The organism is Streptomyces sp. NPDC002324 (assembly GCF_053593335.1).
The window spans coordinates 494,045-515,027 of sequence record NZ_JBSFCF010000002.1; the positions used below are offsets into that span (position 1 = coordinate 494,045).

General features: G+C 72.8%; 13 protein-coding genes. 7 read left to right on the plus strand and 6 right to left on the minus strand.

The window, feature by feature from the left end; all coding sequences use genetic code 11:
- Nucleotides 1-318: 318 nt before the first annotated feature.
- From ACWCRJ_RS05265 to ACWCRJ_RS05285, 5 genes are all read left to right on the plus strand, one after another.
- Nucleotides 319-1,488 carry an ABC transporter ATP-binding protein gene (locus ACWCRJ_RS05265; protein ID WP_450937996.1) on the plus strand — a complete coding sequence of 390 codons (1,170 nt, stop codon included), beginning with the start codon at nucleotides 319-321 and terminating at the stop codon, nucleotides 1,486-1,488.
- Nucleotides 1,481-2,146 carry an ABC transporter permease gene (locus ACWCRJ_RS05270; protein WP_450937997.1) on the plus strand — a complete coding sequence of 222 codons (666 nt, stop codon included), beginning with the start codon at nucleotides 1,481-1,483 and terminating at the stop codon, nucleotides 2,144-2,146. The genes ACWCRJ_RS05265 and ACWCRJ_RS05270 overlap by 8 nt, the downstream gene beginning before the upstream one ends.
- Nucleotides 2,143-2,832, plus strand: coding sequence for an ABC transporter permease (locus ACWCRJ_RS05275; protein WP_450937998.1), 690 nt, complete (start codon nucleotides 2,143-2,145; stop codon nucleotides 2,830-2,832). The genes ACWCRJ_RS05270 and ACWCRJ_RS05275 overlap by 4 nt, the downstream gene beginning before the upstream one ends.
- A gap of 108 nt (nucleotides 2,833-2,940) precedes the next feature.
- Nucleotides 2,941-3,864, plus strand: coding sequence for an ABC transporter substrate-binding protein (locus tag ACWCRJ_RS05280; protein WP_450938161.1), 924 nt, complete (start codon nucleotides 2,941-2,943; stop codon nucleotides 3,862-3,864).
- A 112-nt stretch (nucleotides 3,865-3,976) separates the two neighbouring features.
- Entirely contained in the window at nucleotides 3,977-4,867 is an 891-nt protein-coding gene (locus tag ACWCRJ_RS05285; RefSeq protein WP_450937999.1) for a MurR/RpiR family transcriptional regulator, read from the plus strand.
- 39 nt (nucleotides 4,868-4,906) lie between these two features.
- Here ACWCRJ_RS05285 and ACWCRJ_RS05290 read toward each other — a convergent pair whose 3' ends face one another.
- Nucleotides 4,907-6,745 carry a protein kinase domain-containing protein gene (locus tag ACWCRJ_RS05290; RefSeq protein ID WP_450938000.1) on the minus strand — a complete coding sequence of 613 codons (1,839 nt, stop codon included), beginning with the start codon at nucleotides 6,743-6,745 and terminating at the stop codon, nucleotides 4,907-4,909.
- 126 nt (nucleotides 6,746-6,871) lie between these two features.
- Nucleotides 6,872-10,084: a family 78 glycoside hydrolase catalytic domain gene (locus tag ACWCRJ_RS05295; protein WP_450938001.1), complete on the minus strand. Its 3,213-nt coding sequence runs from the start codon at nucleotides 10,082-10,084 to the stop codon at nucleotides 6,872-6,874.
- Between the two features lie 282 nt (nucleotides 10,085-10,366).
- Here ACWCRJ_RS05295 and ACWCRJ_RS05300 point away from each other — a divergent pair, with 282 nt between their 5' ends.
- Nucleotides 10,367-12,031, plus strand: coding sequence for a serine/threonine-protein kinase (locus ACWCRJ_RS05300; protein ID WP_450938002.1), 1,665 nt, complete (start codon nucleotides 10,367-10,369; stop codon nucleotides 12,029-12,031).
- A gap of 120 nt (nucleotides 12,032-12,151) precedes the next feature.
- The gene (locus ACWCRJ_RS05305) at nucleotides 12,152-15,532 is read left to right on the plus strand and encodes a pyruvate carboxylase (RefSeq protein ID WP_450938003.1); all 3,381 of its coding nucleotides are present in this window, start codon (nucleotides 12,152-12,154) and stop codon (nucleotides 15,530-15,532) included.
- 290 nt (nucleotides 15,533-15,822) lie between these two features.
- Here the strand turns inward: ACWCRJ_RS05305 and ACWCRJ_RS05310 are convergent, their stop codons facing one another.
- From ACWCRJ_RS05310 to ACWCRJ_RS05325, 4 genes are all read right to left on the minus strand, one after another.
- Nucleotides 15,823-17,463: an ABC transporter ATP-binding protein gene (locus ACWCRJ_RS05310; protein ID WP_450938004.1), complete on the minus strand. Its 1,641-nt coding sequence runs from the start codon at nucleotides 17,461-17,463 to the stop codon at nucleotides 15,823-15,825.
- A complete protein-coding gene (locus ACWCRJ_RS05315) occupies nucleotides 17,460-18,359 on the minus strand; it encodes an ABC transporter permease (protein WP_450938005.1) in 900 nt (299 codons plus the stop codon). The genes ACWCRJ_RS05310 and ACWCRJ_RS05315 overlap by 4 nt, the downstream gene beginning before the upstream one ends.
- A complete protein-coding gene (locus ACWCRJ_RS05320) occupies nucleotides 18,356-19,288 on the minus strand; it encodes an ABC transporter permease (RefSeq protein ID WP_450938162.1) in 933 nt (310 codons plus the stop codon). The genes ACWCRJ_RS05315 and ACWCRJ_RS05320 overlap by 4 nt, the downstream gene beginning before the upstream one ends.
- 83 nt (nucleotides 19,289-19,371) lie before the next feature.
- On the minus strand, nucleotides 19,372-20,967 hold the full coding sequence (locus ACWCRJ_RS05325; protein ID WP_450938006.1) for an ABC transporter substrate-binding protein: 1,596 nt from the start codon (nucleotides 20,965-20,967) through the stop codon (nucleotides 19,372-19,374).
- Nucleotides 20,968-20,983 lie beyond the last annotated feature (16 nt).

Here is a 20,983-nt window from a genome sequence, read left to right on the forward strand (position 1 = left end):
TCCCGCACGGCCGTCGTCCGGGCGGGAGAGAACTTCCCTGATCGCGCGCCGCAGGAACGCAGGACCTCGTCCCCGGACCCTACGCGCGCCGGAGGCCGCCCGCTCGTCGCCCCGTGTCCCCGTCACGCCCCGCATCAGGTGTCTCCCCTCACTCGCCCGCCTCATTATCAAGAGGACCAAAGTTCGCGTATGGCGGCAATCCGGGCGCCTTGGGGATGGCTTGGTGTGAACGTAACGTGCCGTTCACGGAATTCCATTGACTGTCATTCAGTCACCGACAACTCTGCATGACCATATGCAGTCGGGTAAGGGGCAGTCTTGATCAGATTCGACGCGGTGAGCAAGAAATATCCGAACGGCACGACAGCGGTGGACGATCTGTCCCTGGAGTTGGCCGAGGGTGGCATCACGGTCCTGGTCGGTCCTTCCGGCTGCGGCAAGACCACCACCCTGCGCATGATCAACCGCATGGTGGAGCCGACCGCCGGCACGGTGAGCCTGCGCGGCCGCGACATCCGGGAGGTCAACGCGCCCGAGTTGCGCCGGGGCATCGGCTATGTGATTCAGCACGCGGGACTCTTCCCGCACCGCACCATCCTGGACAACATAGCCACCGTTCCGCTGCTGCTGGGGTGGGGCCGGAGGAAGGCGCGGGCCCGGGCGGCGGAACTGCTCGAACTGGTCGGCCTGCCCGCCGAGATGGCCAAGCGTTACCCGAACCAGCTCTCCGGCGGGCAGCAGCAGCGGGTCGGCGTGGCCAGGGCACTGGGCGCCGACCCGCCGGTGCTGCTGATGGACGAACCGTTCAGCGCGGTCGACCCGATCGTACGGGCGGAGCTGCAGGCCGAGTTCATCCGGCTGCAGAAGGAGCTGCACAAGACCATCGTGTTCGTCACCCATGACATCGACGAGGCGATCAGACTCGGCGACAACATCGCCGTGTTCCGCACCGGCGGCAAGCTGGCCCAGTTCGACAGCCCCGAGCGGCTGCTCGCCCGTCCCGCCGACGAGTTCGTGGCCGACTTCGTGGGACAGGACCGGGGCATCCGCAGGCTCTCGTTCGTCGACGCGGCCGAACTGCCCCTGCGCGACGGCCCGGTGCTGCCGGTCACCTCGTCCGTGGCCGAGGCACGGAGGGCGGACGCCCCCTGGGTGCTCGTCGTCGACGAGGCCCGACGGCCGCTCGGCTGGGCCGCGGCCGACGCGCTGCCGGCCACCGGCACCCTCGCGGACGTGTCCCTGGCCCCCCTCGGCCACACCTTCGGCCTCGACGGCGACTCGGCCCGCGCCGCCCTCGACTCGGCCCTCCTGTCACCCGCCCGCCTCGCGGTGGCCGTCGACGCGGGGGGCGCGGTCGTCGGCGTCGCGGACGCGTACGAACTGTCCGCCGGCGCGGTCACCGCCGCGGAGGCGGCCGAGGCCGCGTCCAGGGCGTCCGTCGGCAAGACGGCCCCCGCCGACACCCGCGCGGCGGTGAGCGATGAGTGACGGCGAACCGCTGGTCCGGTGGGGGTGGATCGCCGATCACACCGCCGAACTCGCCGAATACACCGGCATCCACCTCAGACTCGGCCTGCTGCCGGTGCTGTTCGGGCTGCTCGTCTCCGTGCCGCTCGGCATCCTGTGCCACCGTTTCCGCTGGCTCTACCCGCCGGTGCTGACCGTGTCCAACATCCTGTACTCGATCCCGTCCCTCGCCCTGTTCATGGTCTTCGTCCGCTACACCGGGCTGACCGAACGGACGGTGATGATCCCGCTGACGCTCTACACCCTGTCCGTCCTGATCCCCAACGTGGTCGACGGCCTCGCCTCCGTCCCCGAACCGGTACGGCTCGCGGCCACCGCGATGGGCTTCGGCGCCGTACGCCGTGTCGTCCAGGTCGAGTTGCCGATCGCCGTACCCGTCGTCATCGCCGGCGTACGCGTCGCCGCCGTCTCCTCCATCAGCCTCGTCGCCGTCGGCCAGCTGATCGGGCAGGGCGGCCTCGGCTACTACATCACCCGCGGCCTCCAGCTCGACTTCCCCACCCCGATCGTCACCGCGATCGTCCTGATCATGCTGCTCGCCCTCGCCACCGACGCGTTGCTGGTCCTCGCGCAGCGGCTGCTCACCCCGTGGTCCCGGAACAAGGTGACGTCGGCATGAACGACTTCCTGAACCAGATGCGGCTCGTGGGGGACTGGCTGACGTCCTCGGCACAGTGGCACGGCGACGAGGGCATCCCGCGGCGGCTGCTGGAGCATCTCACCTACAGCGGGCTGTCGTTGCTGTTCGCCGCCGTCGTCGGGCTGGCGTTCGGTCTGCTCGTCGGGCACACCGGCCGTGGCGCCTTCGCCGTGGCCACCGTGGCGAACCTCGCCCGCGCGATCCCGACCTTCGGCCTGGTCGTCCTCGTGGTCACCCTCGCCGGGCTCAGCACCGCCCCCGTCCTGGTCGCCCTGATCGCGCTCGCGGTGCCGCCGATCCTCATCAACACCTTCGAAGGGGTACGGGGCGTGGACCCCGCCACCCGGGACGCCGCGCGCGGGGTCGGCATGACCGAGTGGGAGATCCTGACCCGCGTCGAGGTGCCGATGGCGCTGCCGCTGATCCTCCTCGGACTGCGGGTCGCCGCGATCCAGGTCGTGGCCACAGCGACCGTCGCCGCCTACCCGGGCCTCGGCGGCCTGGGCCGCTACATCGTCGACGGACTCTCCCGCAACGACTACGAGTTGGTCATCGGCGGCTCCACGGTCGTCGTCGCCCTCGCGCTCGTCGTGCAGCTGGGGTTCACCGCGCTGCGACGCGTGGTCGTCTCACCGGGGCTGAGGGCCACGGCGGGCAAGTCCTGAACCCCGACACCGCACACCGAATCCTGACCTTGATCCCGAACCCGATCCTGACCTGATCTTGAGTTTTCGAGCTTCCGGGCTCCGAGAGAGGAACGACCCATGCGAGGCATGTACCGAGGCGCCGCCTTCGGCCTCATCACCGCGCTCACCCTGACCGCCTGCGGCGGTGGCGGTGACAGCGACGACAACCCGCTGGCGGGCGACAGCGGTGGCGGCGGGGGCAACGCCATCGTCGTCGGCTCGGCCAACTTCCCCGAGAACCAGCTGCTCGCCGAGATCTACGCACAGGCCCTGGAGGACAAGGGCCTGAAGGTGACCCGGAAGTTCGACATCGGCGCCCGCGAGGTCTACTACGACCAGGTGGTCAAGGGCGGCATCGGCGTCCTGCCCGAGTACAACGGCGCCCTGCTGACGGTCGCGGTCGACAAGAACAGCACCGCGACCAGCACCGAGGACATCAACGCCGAACTGCAGGAGAAGCTCCCCTCGTCGGTGGAGATCCTCGACTCCGCAGCGGCCGAGGACAAGGACTCGGTGACGGTCACCGCCGAGACCGCGGCCAAGTACAAGCTCAAGACCCTCGCCGACCTCAAGCCGGTCGCCGGGGACATGACGCTCGGGGCCGGGTCGGAGTTCAAGACCCGCGTCCAGGGCGGCGTGGGCCTGAAGAAGGTCTACGGCATCGAGTTCGGGAAGTTCCAGCCGCTCGACGCGGGCGCCCAGACCACCCTGGTGAAGCTGCTCAAGGACGGCAAGGTGCAGGCCGCCAACCTCTACACCACCGACCCCGCCATCGTCGCGGACAAGCTGGTGGTCCTGGAGGACCCGAAGAACCTCTTCGCCTCGCAGAACGTCACGCCCCTCGTCTACAAGGACGCGGTGAACGACAAGGCGAAGGACGCGCTCAACGCGGTCTCCGCCAAGCTCACCACCGGTGACCTGCTGGAGATGATGAAGAAGCTCGTCAACGACAAGGAGGACGCCGACACCGTCGCCAAGGACTGGCTGACCTCCACCGGCCTCGCGGGCTGAGGGTCCTCGGCCACGCCCACACCGTCCGCCCCCGCCCCTGCCCGGCACCACGCATCGACGTCCCCGCCGGGCAGGGGAGGGCTCCGCACACGACGACCGGCCGGGAGACCCGATGACGGACGCTGTCGACACCGAGGGACCTGGCGGAACCGGCACCGGGAAACACGGCGGAACCGGCGCGGCGGCGCGGCTGCAGCAGCTGTTCGAGGGGCGCCGGCTCACCCCGACACAGCGCCGTATCGCGCACTGCCTGGTCCGGCAGGCGGCGGACACGCCCTACCTGTCGAGCGTGGAACTGGCCCGGCTGGCCGGCGTCAGCCAGCCCTCGGTGACCCGCTTCGCGGTCGCCCTCGGCTTCGACGGCTACCCGGCCCTGCGCGACCGGCTGCGGGCGGTCGCACCCGCCGGGCACGACGTCGACGGCCGGCCCGCCAATCCCTACCAACGGGCCGTGCAGGCCGAGATGGACAACCTGCGGCAGCTGGCGTCCCTGCTCACGGATCCCGGACCCGTTCAGCGCGCGGGCCGTCTGCTGGCCGTCTCCCGGCCGCTGCCGGTGCTCGGGCTGCGCGCCTCCGCCGCCCAGGCGCGGGGCTTCGCCTACTTCGCGGCGAAGGTCCACACCGACGTACGGCTGCTCGACGAGGGCGGCTCCCTGCTCGCGGACCGCATCGACGCGGCCCGGCAGGCCGGGGCGAGCGCGCTGCTGTGCTTCGCGCTGCCCCGCCATCCGCGCGAACTTCTCGACGCCCTCGCCCACGCCCGTGCCGCCGGGCTCACGGTGGTGACCGTCGCCGACGGCACCTTCGCCCCCGTCGCCGCCCACAGCGACGTCCTGCTCCCCGCCGCCGTGGGCACCGGCCTGGTGTTCGACACCGTCGGCGCGCCCATGCTGCTGGGCCAGGTGCTCCTGGAAGCGATGTGCGACGCCCTCCCGCAGGCCCAGGCCCGGCTGGAGGAGTTCGACGCGCGGGCCGCGGAACGCGGGCTGTTCGTCGACTGAGCGGCCCGGTTTCGCGGCCCGCCCCCGCCACCGGTCGGCTCACTCCGTCGAGCGCAGCGCCTGCCAGACCCGCGGTCGTATGACGCCGTCGATGACCAGCAGCCCCTTGTCGCGCTGGAAGCTCTCCACCGCGGCCTTCGTCCCGTCGTCGAACGTGCCGCTGACGCCGCCGGGTCCGAGGCCGTAGCCACGTTTGGACAGCATGCACTGTGCCTGTCGGACGCGCTTGTTGCTGTCTCCCAGTTTCGTGCGTCCGTTGCCGTAGTAGTACGTGCAGTCCGTGAGCCAGGCCGGGGACCCGGGTTCGGTGGCCACCTCGCTCGGGGTCGGCGAGGGCTCGGTGGGCGCGCTGCTGTTCGGGGCGGGCGCGGAGGCATCGGTTCCCGGGTCGTCGTCGGCGCCGCTCCCGGAACCGGAGGCGGACGAGTCGGCGCGCGGGGTGCCGTCGGCCGAGGCCCGCTCGTCCTCGCCGGACTTGCCGGACACCTCCGAGGACCCCGATCCGCCGTCCGGGGCGGCGCCCGTACGGCCGGAGCCCTTGGACGGCGGCAGCGACACGGAGTCGCCGGGCCGGGCGTCGGCGGACGTCGTCGTACCCTCGCGCGGCGAAGCCTCGGTCGTGACGGGGCTCAGCAGGGTGAGGACGACCCCGGCGGCCGCCAGGCACGCGGCCAGACCGGCGGCGCCGATCAGCACCCGCCTGCGGCGGGCCCGGCCGCGGGACGGCGTGGGCCGTAACGGCTGGGCCGAGGCGTCCTCGGGGGGCGGACCCGGCGAGGCGCCGGCCGCGACGGCCACCGACGGCTTCGCCACCGGTCCGGGACCGGGCTGTTCGAGGGGGACGCGGCGCAGCGTCTCGCACGCCCGCTGCCGGGCGAGCACGCGGGCGGCCAGCGGTTCGGGCCAGTCGAACGTCCCGGACGGCTCGGCCTCACCGGCCGCCCCGGCGTCGGGGAAGTCGTACGCGACCGCTTCGGCGCCCCAGGACTCGGAGGCGGCCGCCTCGATCAGCTGCCCCGGCGTCGGCCGTCGGCCGGGCTCCTTGGCCAGGCAGGCGGAGAGCAGGGCGGCGAGAGAGGGGTCGGCGTCCGCGATTTCCGCGAGCACGTCCGGGTTGGGTTCCTCGAACGCCACCCGGTGCATGACGTCGACGCCGGTGCCGTCGCCGAACGGGGCTCTGCCGATCGTCGCGAAGACCAGCGTGCAGGCCAGGGAGAACACGTCCGAGGCCGTGTCGCACTCGCCGGTCCGCAGATACTCCGGCGACATGTAGGCCGGTGTGCCGACCCGGTTGCCCGTGCCGGTGATCGCGCTCGCGTCGGCGGCCTTGGCGATGCCGAAGTCGATGACGTGCGCGCCCTGGGCGGACAGCAGGACGTTGGACGGCTTGAGGTCCCGGTGCACGATCCCCGCGGCGGACAGGTCGGCGAGCGCCCGCCCCAGCTCCGCCACCAGCCGCCGCACGGCGGCGGCCGACAGAGGGCCGTCCTCGTCCACGGCGGCCGACAGGTCGAGCCCCGGCAGATACTCCGTGGCCATCCACAGCAGTTCGTCCCGGAATCCCGTGCCGGCCAGCCGCGGCATGCCCGGCGTGCGGATCCGGCTGTGCACCGCCGCCTCCTGCTCGAAGCGGCGGCGGAACCGGACGTCCTCCGCGTACTCGGGCCTGATCACCTTCACCGCGACGAGGTCGGGCCCGGCGTCGGCGGGGCGCGCCAGATAGACGCGCCCCATGCCGCCGCTGCCGAGCAGTCCGAGCGGCACATAGGGGCCGATCCGGTCCGGGTCGCCGGGGCGCAGCGGCAGGGCACCCGCCTGCCGCAGCGCCGGAGCCCTGTCCGCCGTCGACGATGGCGGAACCGGCCGCTGGTCTGACACAACACCCCCGAAATGACTTTTGGCGTACGTCAGTTCGCCCCCAAGAATGCTGAGGCTAGCTCAGCGGGGGCTCGCGTTCCGGGTAATCGGTCACTTCCACCCGGTGAAAACGCTCACGAGCTCTGCTCACGAGGTCTTCCGCCGCACCTCCGTCGTCCCCGAACCGATCAGGCCGATCCGCAGCACCGTGCCCGTGAGGTCGGTGAACGACTCGACCTTCGCGCTGCCCTCGCCGCGCGGTGTGGCCGCCTTCACCCGGTACGCCCTGGGGGAGGCGTCCCCGATCTCCACCTCCAGTACGGCCTGGGAGTTGGGCGGCAATGTCACCAGGGTGGTGTGCGTGTCCGCGGAGCGGCGCACCCGGACCGACACCGGCCCGCGCAGGGAGGGCACCGTGCCGTCGACCTCGGTCAGCGACCCGGTCCTCGGCCGGATCCGAAACCCGGCCGCGCCGGGCTCGCTGACCTGCACGCCGAGGATGTGCCGGGCCACGGCATTGGCGGGCGCGGACGCCCAGGCGTGGGAGAGCGTCATGTTGGACTTCAGCGCGGGGTCCCACGCCTCCGTGACGACGGTGGCCTTGAGCGCGTCCAGCATGTGCAGCCACGAGTTGGTCGCCGTGGAGGTGAGCAGGGCGAGGGCGGCGTCGGAGCGGCCCAGCCGGAACAGCGCGTCGAGCAGGAACTGCGCCCCGTACACGCTCACCTTCATGCCGCCGGCCGCGAGGGTGTCACCCAGCCTGGCCAGCACCGCCTCGTCCAGGCCGTCCGCGACACCGAGGGCCACCGGGAAGGCGGTCGCGTGCTGGGCGCTGTGGGTGGTGCCGACGCCGTCGAGGAAGCGCCCGCCCGCGCTGTCGAGGAGGGTGGAGCGCATCGCCTTGGCGAGGGTGTCGGCCCGGCCGCGCAGGGTGGTCGCGTCGGCGTCCTCGCCGAGGGCCGCCGCGCACTCGGCCAGTGCCGCGAAGGCCGCGTACTGGAAGGCGTTGACGACCGTGTTGACGTTGGTGAACACATAGCCGTCCCGGCTGGCGGCGGGCCAGTCGACCAGGTCGCCGAGGTCCTGACTGGTGTTGCCGGGCGTCTTGCGGACCAGCCCCGCGGAATCCAGGTACGAGGTGAGGTTCTTGGCGGTCAGCAGGTCGTAGTCCTTGGCGAGCTGCCGGTCGTCGCCGGTGGCGAGATAGTCCTCCCAGGCGGAGATCGCGCACATCAGCCGGTACTCGGTGGGCCAGGTGCCCTTGCGGACCAGGTAGTCGTTCGACCAGCGGGCCAGGGCGTAGGAGCGCTGGACGCCGTACTCGGAGAGCTGGTTGATCAGCGCGTCGCCCTCGTACGGGCCGCGTTCGCGGGTGGGCGTGTCCGTGTAGAGGTCGCCGCGGGTGGCCTCGATGGAGTAGCGGCACAGCTCCCAGACCCGGTCCAGGTCGGCGTCGGAGCTGCGGAACGAGGCGTGCGAGTCGTCCCAGTCGAGCTTCCAGGAGCGACCGGTGACGACCGCCTTCGACAGGTCGAGCGTGGTGCGCAGTTCGGCCCAGCGGAAGCCGCGGTAGCCCCAGTGCTCGAAGCGCTGCTCGCCGTCGCGCAGCGTCCACACCTCGCGGTAGGTGTTGGTGGCGCGCAGCTGGTACCTGACCGTGCCGTCGGTGTTCAGCTCCTCGCCGAGCCGCACCTCGACGGTGTCGCCCGCGCTGCCCGTGATCTGCAGGGCGAGTCCGCCGACGATCTCCCGGCCGAGGTCGACCAGCCAGCGGCCGTCGGCGACGCGGGTGACGGAGGCGGGGGTGACCTCGTGCGGGCGGATCGCCTCGATCAGCGCGGGCACGAGATCACCGATCGCGGTGCGGACCGCCGGCTTGAGCCAGTCGCCGTCGTCGAAGCCGGGCTTCGTCCAGCCCACCGGCTCGCGGCGCAGGTCCCAGTACTCCTGCGGGACGGTGAAGTAGCTGCTGCCCGCGCTCCCCTTGGAGGGCAGCAGACCGGCCTGGCGGCGGGCCTTCCAGTGGTCGCCGGAGGCGACGGTGGACCGGCTTCCGTCCGTGTACGTGATCTCCAGCTGGGCCAGGAACTTCTGCTGCGAGGTGGTCCAGCACAGCGCTGCCAGCGCGTTGGCCCTCCCGTCCGCCCGCAGCGTGGAGGTCACGTCGAAGGCCTGGTAGGCGGTGCCGGTGCCGGAGCGGACGGAGGCGTACCCGACGGTCGTGCCGTTGCTCCAGACCTTCGCGACGTACTGCCGGGCCGGGTCGGGGGAGGTGGCCGCGACGTAGAGGATCGCGGCGGCTATCTCCTTGCCGGCCCTCGTGTCGTACTCGTGGCGCAGCAGCGCCCACGTGTCGTCGGCGCCGTAGGAGGACAGCGAGGACGCGCCGGTGGGGAAGGTGAGGACACCGCCGGAGACCGTGCCGGTGGCGAAGGTGCCCTTGTCGGAGGCGAAGTCGTCGTCGAGCAGGACCGTGCCGTCGGCGGCGGTGAAGGTGATCCGGTCGTAGGTCTGCGACTCGGTGCCGCCGTTGCGCAGGCCGACGTTGCCGGAGGCGTAGCGGCTGTCGGTGGTGGTGTCCACGACAGTGCCGTTCACGGTGGTGGTGAAGGTGGCGCCCGTCATGGTGACGCCCAGGTCCACCCACTCCCCGGCGGTGACCGCGAACGGCAGCCGCACCTCGCCGAGCACGGTGTAGGTGCCGTTCACGCAGACGTGCTTGCGCAGCACGCCGGTGGTGCCCGCGCGCAGCTGCCACATGTAGTTGCCGGAGGTGCTCGCGGCCCGGAACCACAGCCCGGCCGCCACGGCGGTGATCTTCACACGGACGGTGAGGGTGCCGTCGGTCATCACCGGCCCGGCGGGCGCCCAGAGGGGCTTCGCCTCCCACTCGTCCTCGACCGACGTGGCCAGCAGGACGGGCTCCGACCACGCGGAGCGCTTGTTGCTCCAGCTTCTGACCCGCCACCAGTAGGCCGTACGGGGCTTCAGCGCCGGCCCGCCGTACGGCACGGCCGTGGAGTCGGCGGAGTCCCGCTTGCCGGAGTCCCACAGGAGCAGCTCGTCGTCCTCGAATCCGCCCGGGGTGGTCGCCACTTGGAGCTGGTAGGCGCGCTGCACGGTGCCCTCGCGGAAGTCCGGCACCTGCCAGCTGAAGCGGGGGTGGCGCCCGGCGTCCGTGCCGAGCGCCCGCGGCAGCAGGTCGGTGAGCATCCCGGTCGGCACGAGCGCCTCCTCCGCGGTCACGGCCATGTCCAGCGGGTCGGCGGCGGCGAAGGTCCGGGGCCCGGCCAGGACGACGGAGGCCGCCGTGACGCCGCTGAACCGGAGGAGTCTTCGCCGGGAGAAGTCCTGCGCCATGGTGCGTACCTTCGGTCGAGGGGCCGGTTGCCGAGGATGGGGTCGTGAAAGGTTTCAACGCGATTGCCCGGAGGTTAGAGTTCCGCGTCGAATCCGGTCAATAGGTGGGGCGGCAGTGAATGCCTGGGGAATGAAACGTTTTAATAGGGCGGATGTGTCGTTCGACCGGCCCTCCGCGCACGTGGACGAACCCCCCGCCCCGGTGTCACCGGGCTCGGCTAGAGTCTCGCCTCACCTCGGCCGGACGTCCTGACCGGGGCTGCGCGCTGGGGGTACGGCACCATGGGGCCCGAAAGAACGGACCTGCCCGGTTACGAGATCCAGGACATCCTGGGCCGGGGCGGATTCGCCACGGTGTACCGGGCCCGGCAACTGGCGGTGGGCCGGGAGGTCGCGCTGAAGGTGGACAGCAGGGTGCTGTCCACACCACGCGACCGACAGCGCTTCCTGCGCGAGGTCACGGCCGCCGGACAGTTGTCCGGACACCCCCACGTGGTCCCGGTGTACGACGCCGGGGTCCTCCCCGACGACCGCCCCTACATGGTGCTGGAACTGTGCCCCGGCGGCTCCCTCGGCGACCGGCTGCACCGGCAGGGCGCGTTTCCGCTCAAGGAGGCGCGTGACATCGGCGTGGGCCTCGCCGACGCGGTGGCCGCCGCCCACGCCGCCGGAGTGCTGCACCGCGACATCAAGCCCGGCAACGTCATGGTCAACCGGTACGGAGGCGTCGCCCTCACCGACTTCGGCCTCGCCGCCATGCCCCGCCCGGGACGCGAACTGTCCGTCACCCGCGAGGCGTTGACCCCGGCGTACGCGCCGCCCGAGGCCTTCCACATGGCGGAACCCAGCCCGGCGGGCGACGTGTACTCCCTGGCCGCGACCGTCCACGCCCTGCTGTGCGGCCGCCCGCCGCACCACCCGGAGGACGGCACCCAGCTCAGCCTCGCCGAACTGATCGTGCGCCACACCTGGCCCTACGCCGACCTCCCCGGACTGCCGCCCGCCCTCAACGCCGCACTCCGGCACGCCCTCGCGCCCGACCCGGCCGGCCGCCTGTCCGACGCGGGCGCCTTCCGCGACGCGCTCGCCGCGGTCGACCTCGACACCGTGGACCTGCGAGGCGGCGGCGGGGGAGCGGAAGGCGGCGGCGGGTTCGGTCCGGCGCCCGGCATGACGACGGTGCCGTCGCGCCCGGGCGCGCCGCCCACGACCGCGCCCCCGTACCGGGGCGCCCCGCCCACGACGATGCCGCCGTACGGGGCCGTGCCGCCCGGCGGCGGCGGTACGACCGTGGTACCCGGACCCGACGGTGGTGACGGCAACGGCGGGCGGAGGGCGGCGCGGCGCCGGCCGGCGGTGATCGCCGTGCTCGCGGCCGTGGCCGTCTCCGTGAGTGTCTCGGTCACCGTGGTGACGTACCAGAAGGGCGACGAGCCCGACGCCGGGGCGGGTGGCTCCTCCGCCACCGCCTCGCCGTCCGCCGACGCCACCGCGGAGGGCGAGGGGGCCTCGGGGTTCGGTGTGGCGACCACGGCGGAGAACTGCCCCGCGACGGATGTCGACGGGGTGGGCGGCCGATGCGTCGCAGGTCCGGAGTGCTGGAGCGGCATCGTCGACATCTCCGGCATCGTCACCGTCAGCCGTGCCGACTGCCGGACCAAGCACGTCTGGGAGACCTTCGCGATCGCCCCGCTGCCGAAGGACGGCATGACGAACAACGCACGTGACCTGATCAAGCACCCGGACGTCAAGGCGCTGTGCTCGCAGAAGGTCATGGCCGCGACGATGACCGCCGGCGGCCGTGATGTCGCCAAGGAGTGGAACGTCGACATCATCCCGCCGTCGGCCGCGCAGTGGGACGAGGGACTGCGCGTCTTGCGCTGTGTGGCCGCGGCGGTCACCGACGACGGCGAGAAGACGGGCAGCCAGTTCACGGTGGAGAGCTGACCAGGCCCTGTCACGTGGGTCAGACCTCCGATCACCTGTCAGTGACGGGACTCTCATGGCACGTCGGCCGCATAGCCGCGACCATGGTGTTCCTCACCAGGCAGGCCGAAGGGATCCGGAATGCTCCGCAAGGTACTGGTCGCCAACCGCGGCGAGATCGCGATCCGCGCGTTCCGCGCAGGCTATGAAGTGGGCGCGCGGACGGTCGCCGTCTTCCCCCACGAGGATCGCAACTCGCTGCACCGGCTCAAGGCCGACGAGGCCTATGAGATCGGCGAACCGGGCCACCCCGTGCGGGCCTACCTCTCCGTCGAGGAGATCATGCGCGCCGCCCGCCTGGCCGGCGCCGACGCCGTCTACCCGGGCTACGGGTTCCTGTCCGAGAACCCCGAACTGGCCCGGGCGTGCGAGGAGGCCGGCATCACGTTCGTCGGCCCCAGCGCGCACATCCTGGAGCTGACGGGCAACAAGGCGCGCGCGGTGGCCGCCGCCCGCGCCGCCGGCGTACCGGTCCTCGGCTCCTCCGAGCCCTCCACCGACGTCGACGAACTGGTCCGCGCCGCCGACGGCATCGGCTTCCCCGTCTTCGTCAAGGCCGTCGCCGGCGGCGGCGGACGCGGCATGCGCCGGGTCGAGGACCCCGCCACGCTGCGAGAGTCCATCGAGGCGGCGTCCCGCGAGGCCGCCTCCGCGTTCGGCGACCCCACCGTCTTCCTGGAGAAGGCCGTCGTCGAGCCCCGCCACATCGAGGTGCAGATCCTCGCCGACGGCCACGGCGACGTCATCCACCTCTTCGAACGCGACTGTTCGGTGCAGCGGCGCCACCAGAAGGTCATCGAGCTGGCCCCGGCCCCGAACCTCGACCCGGCCCTGCGGGACCGGATCTGCGCCGACGCCGTACGCTTCGCCCGCGAGATCGGCTACCGCAACGCGGGCACCGTCGAGTTCCTCCTCGACCGCGACGGCAACCACGTCTTCATCGAGATGAACCCCCGCATCCAGGTCGAGCACACGGTCACCGAGGAGGTCACCGACGTCGACCTCGTCCAGTCCCAGCTGCGGATCGCCGCCGGGGCCACCCTCGCCGACCTCGGGCTGTCCCAGGAGACCGTCACCCTGCGCGGCGCCGCCCTCCAGTGCCGTATCACCACCGAGGACCCCGCCAACGGCTTCCGCCCCGACACCGGCCGCATCAGCGCCTACCGCTCGCCCGGCGGCTCCGGCATCCGCCTCGACGGCGGCACCACCCACGCCGGTACGGACATCAGCGCCCACTTCGACTCCATGCTGGTCAAACTGACCTGCCGGGGCCGGGACTTCACCACCGCCGTCAACCGGGCCCGCCGCGCGGTCGCCGAGTTCCGCATCCGGGGCGTCTCCACCAACATCCCGTTCCTGCAGGCCGTCCTCGACGACCCCGACTTCCAGTCCGGCAACGTCACCACGTCGTTCATCGAGCAGCGCCCGCACCTGCTCACCTCCCGCCACTCGGCGGACCGGGGCACCAAGCTGCTCACCTATCTGGCCGACGTGACCGTGAACAAGCCGAACGGCCCGCGACCCGACCTCGTCGACCCGGCGACCAAGCTGCCGAGGCCCACGCCCGCCGCGGCCGAGCCCCCGGCCGGATCGAAGCAGAAGCTCGTCGAACTCGGCCCGGAGGGCTTCGCCCGCTGGCTGCGCGCGTCGCCGACCATCGGCGTCACCGACACCACCTTCCGGGACGCCCACCAGTCGCTGCTCGCCACCCGGGTCCGCACCAAGGACATGCTCGCCGTCGCCCCCGTGGTGGCCCGGACCCTCCCGCAGCTGCTCTCCCTGGAGTGCTGGGGCGGCGCCACCTACGACGTCGCCCTCCGATTCCTCGCCGAGGACCCCTGGGAGCGCCTGGCCGCCTTCCGCGCCGCCGCCCCCAACATCTGCCTCCAGATGCTGCTGCGCGGCCGCAACACCGTCGGCTACACGCCGTACCCCACCGAGGTGACCGACGCCTTCGTCCAGGAGGCCACCGAGACCGGCATCGACATCTTCCGGATCTTCGACGCGCTCAACGACGTGGGCCAGATGCGGCCCGCCATCGACGCCGTACGGGCCACCGGAACGGCCGTCGCCGAGGTCGCCCTCTGCTACACCTCCGACCTATCGAACCCCGCGGAGCAGCTCTACACCCTCGACTACTACCTCCGGCTGGCCGAGCAGATCGTCGAGGCGGGCGCCCACGTCCTGGCCGTCAAGGACATGGCCGGCCTGCTGCGCGCCCCCGCCGCCACCACGCTCGTGACCGCCCTGCGCCGCGAGTTCGATCTGCCGGTGCACATCCACACCCACGACACCGCGGGCGGCCAGCTCGCCACCTACCTCGCCGCGATCCAGGCCGGCGCCGACGCCGTCGACGGGGCCGTGGCGTCCATGGCGGGCACCACCTCGCAGCCGTCGCTGTCGGCGATCGTCGCCGCGACCGACTACTCCGACCGCCCCACCGGCCTCGACCTCCAGGCCGTCGGCGACCTGGAGCCCTACTGGGAGAGCGTCCGCCGCATCTACGCCCCCTTCGAGGCCGGCCTCGCCTCCCCGACCGGCCGGGTCTACGACCACGAGATCCCCGGCGGCCAGCTCTCCAACCTGCGCACCCAGGCGGTCGCGCTCGGCCTCGGCGACCGCTTCGAGGACATCGAGGCGATGTACACCGCCGCCGACCGCATCCTCGGGCACCTGGTGAAGGTCACCCCCTCCTCCAAGGTGGTCGGCGACCTCGCCCTGCACCTCGTCGGCGCCGGAGTGACCCCGGCCGACTTCGAGGCCACGCCGGACCGGTTCGACATCCCCGACTCCGTCATCGGCTTCCTCCGCGGCGAGCTGGGCACCCCGCCCGGAGGCTGGCCCGAGCCGTTCCGCAGCAAGGCCCTCCAGGGCCGCGCCGACGCCAAGCCCGTCCAGGACCTGAACGCCGAGGAACGTGACGGGCTGCAGAAGGACCGCCGCGCCACCCTCAACCGGCTGCTGTTCCCCGGCCCGACCCGCGAGTTCGAGACCCACCGCCAGACCTACGGCGACACCAGCGTCCTCGACAGCAAGGACTTCTTCTACGGTCTCGGCCCCGGCAAGGAGTACGCCGTCGACCTGGAGCCCGGTGTGCGGCTCCTCATCGGCCTGGAGGCCGTCGGTGAGGCCGACGAACGCGGGATGCGCACGGTGATGTCCACCCTGAACGGCCAGCTCCGGCCGATCCAGATCCGTGACAGGGCCGCCTCCTCCGACATCCCCGTCACCGAGAAGGCCGATCGCTCGAACCCCGGCCATGTCGCCGCCCCGTTCGCGGGCGTGGTCACGCTCGCGGTCGCCGAGGGCGACGAGGTCGCGGCGGGCGCGACGGTCGCCACCATCGAGGCGATGAAGATGGAGGCCACCATCACCGTCCCGAAGGCGGGACGGGTGTCCCGTCTGGCCATCAACAAGATCCAGCAGGTGGAGGGCGGCGACCTGCTGGTCGAGATCGTCTGAACCCTGCGGGGGCGGGCGCCGTCCCGGTCGACCGGAACCCCGGTCCCGACCGGAACGGCGGCCGCCCGCCGGAACTCGCCCACGCGGCAGGCCGAGTGTGGGCCGTGACGCGGCTCAGGGGCGGAGTGAGAGCTCGCGGCCCAGGGGGTGGCGGTCCGGCGGCCGGCCGGGCGCGATGCCGCGAACGAAGCCGGCCCTGTTCCCGGAGCGAACGGGGCCAGGGCGCGGGGCGGCGGTGCGTCGCGGGTGAGCCCTCGGCACGGCGCGCGTCCGCGTGCCGGTGCCGGGTGTCAGCGCGCGGCCTCGGGCGACCAGCGTGCCGCGGCCACCAGTCGGGCCGTGAACGGGTGCCGCGGGGCGGTGAGGAGCTGTCGGGCGGGGCCCTGTTCGACCATGTGCCCGGCGTCCATGACCGCGATGCGGTGGGCGACGGCGGCGGTGTCCAGGTCGTGGGTGATCAGGACGAGAGCCGGACCGGCACGTTCGCCGTCACCGGGCAGGCCCATGAGGACGTCGAGGATGCCGCGCCGGGTGACGACGTCCAGGCCCGAGGTGATCTCGTCGCAGATCAGGACGCGAGGACGGGCGAGGAGGGCGCGGGCCAGGGCGGCCCGCTGGAGTTCGCCGCCCGAGAGCTGGGCGGGGCGACGGCGCACCAGTTCCGGTGGCAGACCGAGACCTGCCGTGGTCGCCAGCGCCTGCGTCTCGGCGGCCCCGGAGTCCACTCCGCGCAGCCGGACCGCCGTGCGGGCGATCTGGGGCAGTACCGGCCGGTGCTCGTCGAAGGCGGCGCGGGCGTCCTGGAAGACGTACTGCACCGCCGCCAGCTGCGCCCGGCCGCGATCGCGCAGGCTGCGCGGCAGCGGGCCGCCGTCGAGGAGGATCTCGCCGTCGAGGTCCCGGTGGAGCCCGGCGAGACAGCGGGCGAGCGTGGTCTTGCCGCTGCCCGACCGGCCCACGACGGCCAGCAACTCACCTGAGTACAGGGCGAGTTCGCCGACGTGCACGGTGGCCGTCGTGCCTCGCGAGCCGTCGCGGTGACGGGCGGTGAGATCGCGGACCCGCAGCACGGGCGCGTCGGCTGGCCGTGCGTTCGGGGCGCGGGAGTCCGCGCCCGGGGCCGTGCCCTCGCCCGCCCGGGGCGCCGCCATTGCTTCCGGGAACCACGCTCGCGCGGACAGGAGCTGCCGGGTCCACTCGTGCCGGGGTGCCTCCCACACCCGCTCGGTGGGACCCGACTCCACGACCCGTCCCGCACGCATGACGTGGACCTCGTCGGCCAGCGCCCGTACGACGTCGAGGTCGTGGCTCAGCAGGACGACCGCGATGCCGCGCGCCGCGACCGCCGCCAGTTGTTCGACGACCAGGCGTTTGGTCAACGTGTCCTGGCCGGTGGTCGGTTCGTCGGCGACGACGACCCGGGCCCCGAGCAGGAGGGCCTGGGCGAGGACGACGCGTTGCTGCTGGCCGCCGGAGAGCTGGTGCGGGTAGCGGCGCAACAGAACGGCCCCGTCGGGGAGTTGCGCGTCCGCCAGGGCGCGCAGGACGCGCTCCCGGGCGGCTGCCCGGCGGGTGCGCCGGGGGAGCGGGCGCACCTGGGCGCGGGCGATGTCGGTGAGCAGGGCGCTGATCCGGCGGGCGGGGTTGAGCACGGCCGCCGGATGCTGGGGCACGTATCCGACCGGACCGGCGGTCGCCAGGCGGACCTCGCCCGTGACGCGCGCGCCGGCCGGGTACTCGCCGAGCAGCGCCAGTCCGGTGGTCGTCTTCCCGCTGCCCGAGGCGCCCACCAGCGCGGTGATCCGGCCGGGCAGCACCCGCAGATCCACCCCGTCGACGATCGCCCGTCCGCCCACCTCTACCCGTAGGCCGGTGATCTCGGCGAGGGGGGCCGGGGCGAACCGGCTGGTTCCGTCGGCGTACCGCGTCACGAGCGTCGTTCCTTCCGTAGGCGAGCCGGTGCCGGAACCCGGCCGCGCTCACGGCGCCCGGCGCGCCCACCCGGCTTCTCCAGCGCCGCGTCGAAGAGGAGGTTCGTGCCCGTGGTCAGCGCGACGATCAGCAGGGCGGGGACGACCACGGCCCACGGCTGCACGAACAGACCCGTACGGTTGCGGTCGACCATGACCGCCCAGTCGGCTGCGTCCGGGGCCACCCCGACACCGAGGAACGCGGCCGTGGCGACCAGGTACAGGACACCGGTGAGCCGGGTGCCGGCGTCGGCTCCGAGGGTGCGCAGGATGCTGCGGCCCACATAGCCGACAGCGGTACGCCACCAGGTCTCGCCCTGGAGGCGGAGCGCCTCGACGACCGGCCGGGCGGCGGCCTCGGTGGCGGCGGCGCGCACGAGGCGGGCGGCGTCCGGCACGTTGACCAGTGCGACGAGGAGGGCGAGGCCGACGGCTCCGGGGGTGAACACGGACGCGACCAGCAGGATCAGCAGCAGCGACGGGACGGCGATCAGGACGTCCAGGGGCCGCATGAGCAGCTCCTCCAGCCGGCGGCGGTGCGTCAGCGCCGCGAGCAGACCGACCGGCAGGGCGACGAGATAGGCGAGCGCGCCGGCGCCGAGCGCGGTCAGCACGACCGGCCGGCCTCCGTACAGCACCTGCTGCCACACGTCCCGGCCCACGAAGTCCGTGCCGAGCCGGTGTCCGCCGCCGAGCGTGAAGGACGTGGCCCGTGCCCCCGGCTCTCCCGCGAACACCGGTCCGAGGAGGGCGAGGACGAGGGGGACGGCGATGACCGCGACGCCGAGCGCGAACCGGCCCGTACGCCGCCGGGCGCGGGGGACGACACCCGCGCCGGGGTCCGTGCCCGGCGTCATGCCGCCACCCCCGCCCGGGGGGCCAGGCGCCGGGCCACCACGTCCGCGCCCAGGTTGAGGACGACCGTCAGGACGCCGAAGACCACCGCGAGGCCCTGGACGACGGGGACATCGCGTTCGGCGACGGCGTTCAGGAGGACGGTGCCGAGTCCGGGGATCACGAAGAGGGCCTCCACGACGATGACACCGCACAGCAGCCAGTCCACCGTGCGGGCGAGTTGCTGGGCCGCGGGGGCGAGGGCGTGGGGGAGCGCGTGGGCGTAGCGGACGCGGGCGCCCGGGACGCCGCAGCGGCGGGCGTGGGCGACGAACGGGGAGGCGAGGGCGTCGACCATGCCGGCGCGGACCAGGCGGGCGAGGGAGCAGACCGGCCGGGAGAGCAGCACGAGGACGGGCAGGACGAGCGCGGCCGGGTGGGCGAGCAGGTCGGTGCCGTAGCCGACGGCGGTCGGCGGCAGCCAGCCCAGCCGCAGCGCGAAGACCGTCACCAGCAGCACCCCGAGGGCGAACTCGGGGACCGCGTACACGGCGAGCGTCACGGAGCTGACCACCCGGTCGACGGGCCCGCCCTCGTGCCGGGCGGCCAGCACGCCCAGCCCGAAGCCGATCGGCACGAGCAGGGCCACGGTGAGCGCGGCGAGCAGCAGGGTCGGGCCGAAGCCGTCGGCGATGTACCGGCCGACCGGGCGGCCGGAGGTGAGGGAGGTGCCGAAGTCGCCGTGCGGCAGGCCGAGCGCCCAGTCGGCCAGCCGCTCGTGCACCGGCCGGTCCAGGTGCATCGCCTCGCGGATGGCGGCGATGCGCTCCGGGTCGGGCTGGTCGCCGGCCACGGCGACCGCGGCGTCGCCCGGCAACGCCTCGGTGAGCGTGAAGACCAGCAGCACGACGGCCACGGTCTGAGCTGCGCCGAGCAGGAGGCGCCGGGCCACGAAGGGGAGAGGGGGCGTCGGGCGAGTTCTGCGCCGTCGTGGCTGGTCGCGCGGTTCCCCGCGCCCCTTCGGGGCGCTCGTCGTCACGCCAGCCACACCCTGTCGAAGCGGGCCCAGTCGAGGGTGTTGGCGGGGGCCTCGGTCTCCACACCCTTCACCGTCCTGCCCGTTGCGATGATCCAGTCGGCGAACCCCCAGATCAGGAAGCCGCCTTCGGCGTACAGCCGGCGCTGCATCCGCTCGAAGACCGCCGTTCGCTCCGTCTTGTCCCGGGTGGACTGCGCCTGCCGGTACAGCGCGTCGAAGTCCTTGTGGCGCCAGTGGGTGGCATTGGTGGTGGAGTCGGTGAGCAGCCGCTGCGAGATGTGCGCCTCGATGGGCATGGCGCCGGAGCGGTAGCAGGAGAGGGTGCCGGAGTCGAGGATGTCGCTCCAGTACGAGTCCTTGCTGCCCATCCTGACGTCGACCGTGACGCCCGCCTTCGCGGCCTGGTCGCGGAAGATGCCGGCCGCCTCGGTGAATCCGGCGGCCACGGCCGAGGTGTCCAGGGTGACCTTCAGCTTCTCGGCGCCGGCCCGCTTCAGCAGTGCGCGGGCCCGGTCGAGGTCCTGCTCGCGCTGCGGGAGGCCGGCGGCGTAGTACTCGTAGCCCTTGCCGAACAGGTCGTTGCCGACGACGCCCGCGCCCGACAGGGCGCCGTCGACGAGTTCCTGACGGTCGGCGATCAGGAAGAACGCCTCCCGCACCCGCTTGTCGTCGAAGGGTGCCCGGTCGGTCTTCATGCAGAACGCCTGCATGGCGCTGTTGCGCAGCCGGACGATCTCGATCTGTCCCTTGCCCTCGTGGGCGCGGGCGGTGGCGGGGTTCAGTTCGTGGGCGTACTCGACCTGACCGCCGAGGAGCGCGTTGACCCGGGCCGACTCCTCGTTGGCGACGACGAATTCGAGTTCGTCGAGGTGCGGGGCACCCTCCCAGTAGCCGTCGTGGCGGCGGAAGACGGCCGAGCGGCCGGGGGCGAAGGACACGAAGCGGAAGGGGCCGGAGCCGATGGGCTTCTTGTCGAAGTCGGCGTCGGCGGTGTTCTCGGGGACGATGTACGCGCCGAACGCCGCCAGCACGTTGGGGAATTCGGCGGTCGGCCGCTTCAGCACGAACTCGACGGCCCGCTCACCGGTCGCCCGGCTCGCGTCGAGGTCGATGGGCTCCAGGGACGCCTTCGCGCGGAACGCCTTCTCGGGATCGGCGATTCGGCGGTAGCTGAACAGCACGTCCTTCGCGGTGACCGGCCGCCCGTCGTGGAAGGTGGCCTCGCGGAGGGTGACCCGCCAGCGGTCCAAGGCCTTGTTCGCCTCCCATTTCACCGCGAGGCGCGGCCGCGCCGACAGGTCGGCGCCGTAGTCGGCGAGCTTGTCGAACAGGGCCTTGGCTCGGGCGACATCGGCGAAGAGGCCGGCCATGTGCGGGTCGAGGGTCTCACCGGCGCCGCCGCCCGCGAACGCGGCGCGCAGCCGCCCGCCGCGCTTCGGCCTGCCGTCACCGCCGCCCGCCTCGGCGTCCGTACCGCCGTCGGCGCCGCATCCCGTCAGGGCGAGCGCGCCCAGTGCGACGGCACCTGTCGCGGCTCCTGTGGCGGCGAGGAAGCCGCGTCGGCGCAGGCCGGGGAAACGTTCGTCGTGCATGAGGGTTCCTTGGGTG